The organism is Mycobacterium sp. 1423905.2 (assembly GCF_001673155.1).
Classification (GTDB): domain Bacteria; phylum Actinomycetota; class Actinomycetes; order Mycobacteriales; family Mycobacteriaceae; genus Mycobacterium.
The window spans coordinates 1-5,066 of sequence record NZ_LZLE01000013.1 but is presented as its reverse complement, the minus strand read 5'-3'; the positions used below and the strand labels follow the sequence as shown (position 1 = coordinate 5,066).

Annotated in this window: 5 protein-coding genes; 3 read left to right on the top strand and 2 right to left on the bottom strand. The window is 66.2% G+C overall.

All coding sequences use genetic code 11. The features are described 5' to 3' along the window. The first annotated feature begins 102 nt into the window (after positions 1–102). Together A9W95_RS00705 and A9W95_RS00700 are read left to right on the top strand one after the other, a co-directional pair. A complete protein-coding gene (locus A9W95_RS00705; RefSeq protein ID WP_067408732.1) occupies positions 103–1,350 on the top strand; it encodes a YcaO-like family protein in 1,248 nt (415 codons plus the stop codon). Next, positions 1,347–2,795 (top strand): TfuA-like protein, encoded by a 1,449-nt coding sequence (locus tag A9W95_RS00700; RefSeq protein ID WP_067408729.1) that lies wholly within the window; start codon positions 1,347–1,349, stop codon positions 2,793–2,795. The genes A9W95_RS00705 and A9W95_RS00700 overlap by 4 nt, the downstream gene beginning before the upstream one ends. Here the strand turns inward: A9W95_RS00700 and tyrS are convergent. Both tyrS and A9W95_RS00690 read right to left on the bottom strand, forming a co-directional pair. Further along, on the bottom strand, positions 2,792–4,075 hold the full coding sequence (gene tyrS / locus A9W95_RS00695; protein WP_067408727.1) for a tyrosine--tRNA ligase: 1,284 nt from the start codon (positions 4,073–4,075) through the stop codon (positions 2,792–2,794). The two genes, A9W95_RS00700 and tyrS, sit on opposite strands and share 4 nt — an antisense overlap. Before the next feature lie 11 nt (positions 4,076–4,086). Then, complete coding sequence (locus A9W95_RS00690; protein WP_067408725.1) at positions 4,087–4,698, bottom strand: DNA-3-methyladenine glycosylase; 612 nt, start codon at positions 4,696–4,698, stop codon at positions 4,087–4,089. Positions 4,699–4,756: 58 nt separating this feature from the next. Between A9W95_RS00690 and A9W95_RS00685 the strand changes: the two genes are divergently transcribed. Beyond that, on the top strand, positions 4,757–5,066 hold a 310-nt coding region (locus A9W95_RS00685), incomplete at its 3' end, for an ATP-binding cassette domain-containing protein (protein WP_156745930.1).

Here is a 5,066-nt window from a genome sequence, read left to right as displayed (position 1 = left end):
TGCACCGGAGACCACAGCGGGATCTCATCGGTTCCCCCTGCCCCCCCCCCCCCGATGAGATCCCGCTGGATCCTTCGCCCAACACCTAAGTAGCGTGAAGCCATGTCGGAACTGCCTGGCGCCGGCACCGCTGCCCAGCTAGGACCGGATTGGTCACCGTGGCCGGCACGCATCCTCGGGCACGCCGATCCACTGAAGATCGACCACCAAACCGGCACGCACCGCATCATCTCTCCGGAAATGACTTGGCAGGCAATCCAGCCGCTGCTGCAACCGGCCGGCATCACCCGAGTTGCCGACCTGACCTGGCTCGACGACCTCGGCATCCCCACCGTTCAGGCGGTCCGTCCCGCCTCGCTGACACTGTCGGTGAGCCAGGGCAAAGCCACCACTTACCGCGCCGCCCAGGTTTCGGCGGTGATGGAATCGTTGGAAAACTGGCATGCCGAGAACATCACTGCGGACTTAACCCGCACCGCCACAACGGAACTCGGTCCGGAACTGACCTACGACCCGGCAGCCCTCAACCGGCCGGCGGGCAGCCTTTACCATCCTGGCGCCAAGCTGGACTGGATGATCGCGACGACCTTGCTCACCGGCCGCCGTACCTGGGTGCCGTGGCTGGCCACCGTCGTCAACGTATCGGTCAGCGATGCCTGGGGCCCGCCGATGTTCGGCATGGACACCACGGGATTGGCGTCAGGCAACAGCTATCACGAAGCCACTTTGCATGCGTTGTACGAGATCATGGAACGCCATGCGATGGCCACGGCCACTGCGGGTTCGACGTTGTTCGGTGTGCCACTCGAGGATGCGATGCAGTCGACCTGCGCGCAGTTGTTCGACCTGGTGCACTCCGCGGGCAGCTCGCTGCAGATCGCCCGCATCGACGTATGGGACGGATTCTATTGCTTTGCCGCCGAATTGAGTTCGCCGATGATGCAAGTTCCGTTCAGCGGCAGTGGGCTACACCACGACCCGAACGTGGCGCTGTCACGGGCGATCACCGAAGCCGCGCAGTCGCGCCTGACCGCCATCAGCGGGGCTCGCGAAGACCTGCCGACCGCGATCTATCAGCGGTTCGCCCGAATGCACACCTACGCCCCGGCGAATCGGGCGATGCAGTCGATGCCCGATGCGGCACCGACGCCGTGGCACACCGAGTACACCAACTCCCTGCCCGATTTGTTGGCGGCGGCCGCATCCGCCGTCGCTGCCGTAACGGGGACTGAGCCGTTGGCCGTGGTGTGCGACTTCCCCGCCGCCTGCATACCGGTGGTGAAAGCCATCGCCCCCGGTCTGGCGGCGTCCATCCAGTCACCCATGCGCACCCCGTTGCAGGAAGCATGACCGCGCGCGGACGGATCGTCGTCACCGCGGGACCGACGATCAGCGCCGGCGACATTCACGCGATCGCGCCGGAAGCCGAAATAGCACCGCCTATTTCGTTTGGTCAGGCCTTCGGTTACGGGTTGCGCGCGGGTGACACGCTGCTCATCGTCGACGGCTTGTTCTTCCAGCACGCATCGGTGCGGCACAAGGAACTGTTGACTCTGATCGCCGACGGCGTGCGGGTCGTCGGCTCGTCGAGCATGGGCGCGCTGCGGGCAGCCGAGCTGCACCCGTTCGGAATGGAAGGGTACGGCTGGGTTTTCGAGGGTTACCGGGATGGGCTATTGGAGGCCGATGATGAGGTCGGCATGGTGCACGGTGATCCCGAAGACGACTATCCCGTCTTCGTCGATGCGCTGGTCAACATTCGTCAAACGGTGGCACGGGCGGTCTCCTGCGGCGTGTTGTCCGCGACGATGGCTGACCAGCTCATTGAGACGGCGCGCGTCACACCGTTCACCATGCGGACGTGGAACCGCCTGCTCGACGCGACCGGAGTGTCCGAGAGCCGTTCGCTGGCAGAGCATTTGCGTTCGATGCGGGTGGACATCAAACACGCCGACGCCGTGCTCGCGCTGCACGAGGTGGTGCGCGGCCCCCGCGCTGTCGCGGTCAGACCCGGTCCGCCGCCGACCGTTTGGTCCGAGCGCTGGCGGCAACGCTGGGCACCGTCGACACCGGTGCACCTCTCCGCCGAGACATCGGTGAAGGTGACTGATACCAACGTACTTTCGTTTCTCAGCGTGTGCGCGAACGATCGATGGGCCTACCTGCCGGCCCTCGAACAGGTGGCCGCCTGGCACTGGCGGGCACACCATCCCGACGACCATCCCGACCATCAAGGCAGCGTCCGTGACCGCGCCGCTCGCGCCACCCAGGACGTCACTTCGCAGACCTACCAACGCGCTCTGGAGATTGTGGCTCACCGCTACGCTCAGGCAACCGGCATCATCAACGGCGACGGCTTCCCCGACTCCGCCCGGTCGTACTGGCTCACGGCCGAGGAAAACCAAGGACTCACCGACGACCCCGTCGCGGTGTCGGCCCGGCTGACCACCCGTACCTTGTTCTTCGCCCACTCACTGCCGGCCACCCGACACTTCCTCCATCTGCTGCGCGAGGATCCGCGGCTGGCCGAATGGCGCACCATGGCTGCCCGAGCGTTGGCTAGACGAGACGAATTAGCCCGGCAGAAGCCGCATCTGAATCTGCATCGGCCCGATCCGACACAGCTCAAGCGTCTCTTCGGCGCCCGCTGGGGAGTCCCGGCTGACCGGGTCGAGTTGGCTCGACGCGGCCTGATGAGCGAAGACGCCTTCTACGCCGCGGCCACGCTGTTCGCCGTGGCCGCCGCTGACGACCAACTGCCCTCGATAGCGGTTGGGGTGCTGGGTAGCGGTTAACCGACCCGTTCCACGCCGGCGATATTCCGCTTGCCCCGGCGCAATACCAACCAGCGGCCGTGCAGGAAATCGCTTGGCTGCGGGGTCCATTCGTCGGATTCGATGCGAACATTGTTGACCGATACGCCACCCTCGCCGATAGTGCGCCGAGCCGCGCCCTTCCCGGCGGACAGTCCGGTGGCAACCAGCAGATCGACGATTCCGTCTGGAGCGCCGGGTTTCAGTTCGGCGACGGAGGTTTCGCGTAACGCCGCGGTCAAGGTCGCTTCATCGAGCCGGTCTAGTTCACCTCGGCCGAACAACGCCCGGCTGGCGTGTTCGACCGCTTCGGTGGCGGCTTCGCCGTGCACCAGCACGGTCAGTTCGGTGGCCAGCCGGCGTTGCGCGGCCCGCTGTTGCGGGCGTTCGGCGGTGGCCTGTTCCAGCTCGGCCAGCTCGTCGGCGGACAGAAAGGTGAACCACCGCAAGTAGCGGATGACATCGGCGTCCGCGGTGTTGATGAAGTATTGATACCAGGCGTAGGGGCTGGTCATCTGGGGGTCGAGCCACAAGCTGCCGCCACCCGTGGACTTGCCGAACTTGGTGCCGTCGGCGGCGGTCACCAGCGGCACCGTAAGCGCATGCACTGTCGCTCCGAGCTTTTGGCGTACCAGACGAACCCCGGCGATGATGTTGCCCCACTGATCCGAACCGCCGATCTGCAGCGCGCAGCCGTGGCGCCGGTGCAATTCCACGAAATCATTGGCCTGCAGCAGCATGTAGCTGAACTCGGTGTAGGAAATGCCTTCGCCCTCGAGCCGGCGCCTGATGGTGTCGCGGTCGAGCATGACGTTGACCGAGAAGTGCTTGCCAAGATCGCGGAGAAATTCGATGGTGGACATGGCTTGTGTCCACTCGAGGTTGTTCTCGACCAGCGCTCCGGTCGGCGAATCGTCGAAATCGACGAAGCGTTCCAACTGTCCGCGAATGCGATCGGTCCATTCGGCGACGATGTCGACGTCTTGCAGGCTGCGCTCCCCCACTTCGCGCGGGTCACCGATCATGCCGGTCGCCCCGCCGGCGAGGACTATTGGCCGGTGCCCGGCGCGCTGGAAGCGGCGCAAGGCCAACAATGGCACCAAATGTCCGGCGTGCAGGCTCGCCGCGGTCGGGTCGAACCCGGCGTACACCGTGATCGGGCCCCGCTGCGTTTCGGCGGCCAACGCGTCCAAGTCGGTCGACTGGGCGATCAATCCGCGCCAAGCCAACTCGTCCAGGATCGGTGAAGACTGTGAAGACATCGCCGACGACTTTAGTCGCTGGCGCCCGGCGCGGGCGCCCGCGGGCTGCGGCGATACGCCGACACCTCGGGTCGCCCGGTCAGCCACAAGCGCCACGGCCGGTCGGCGGCTTGGCTGACGCCAACGCGGGGACCCTCGGTCGCCGTCAGCGGTTCGTGCAGCTGCAACCGCACCGGGCTGGCTGGGTCGAAGACGTCGATGCCATTGTCTGCCATGGTGATTCCCAGTGCCGAGCACAGATTACCCGGACCTCGGGCCAATGCGACCGTGCGAACCAGATCCCCGCGCCGGGCCCGCGCCACGTCGAATCCGTCCTCGATCGCGCAGGCCCTGAGCAATACCGCCGCAGCGGTGCCGTCGGGCCCGCAGGAGACGTTGGCGCAGACGTGAATGCCATGGCTGCGGTAGGTGTAGAGCCGCCCCGGAGGTCCGAACATGACGGCGTTACGGCCACTGCGGCCGCGATAGGAATGGGCCGCGGCATCCGGCCACGGCCCGTCGGGGACTCCCCCGTAGGCCTCCACTTCGACGACGACGGCGCGCACGCCCCGGCTGACGAGGGTGGCGCCGAGCAGTCGATGCGCGGCCTCGACCGGGTCAACCAGAAGTTGCTCGGCGCTCATCGGACCGATTCTGCCTGGGCCTTGACAGAGCGTCCGCATAGGGCGCACTATTCATCGCATGATGACTTCATCGAGTGATGAATTCGCAGCCGGTGGTTCCGAAGCAGCTGTCAGCATCGAGAACTTGCGGGTGGTCCGCGGCAAACACACCGCATTGCACGGGCTCTCGGTGGAAATCGGCGGCGGCTCCATCACCGGCCTGCTCGGCCCGTCCGGGTGCGGCAAGAGCACCCTGATGCGTTGCATCGTGGGGACGCAGGTGGTGACCTCGGGCAGCGTCACGGTGCTCGGGCACCCGGCCGGGTCCGCCCCGCTGCGCCGCCGAGTCGGTTACCTGCCGCAAGACGCGGCGATCTATCACGACCTGC

Coding starts and splice junctions, on each gene's coding strand:
- A9W95_RS00700 (WP_067408729.1), top strand. CDS start 1,347: ATGACCGCGCGCGGACGGATCGTCGTCACCGCGGGACCGACGATCAGC.
- A9W95_RS00690 (WP_067408725.1), bottom strand. CDS start 4,698: ATGAGCGCCGAGCAACTTCTGGTTGACCCGGTCGAGGCCGCGCATCGA.
- tyrS (WP_067408727.1), bottom strand. CDS start 4,075: ATGTCTTCACAGTCTTCACCGATCCTGGACGAGTTGGCTTGGCGCGGA.
- A9W95_RS00705 (WP_067408732.1), top strand. CDS start 103: ATGTCGGAACTGCCTGGCGCCGGCACCGCTGCCCAGCTAGGACCGGAT.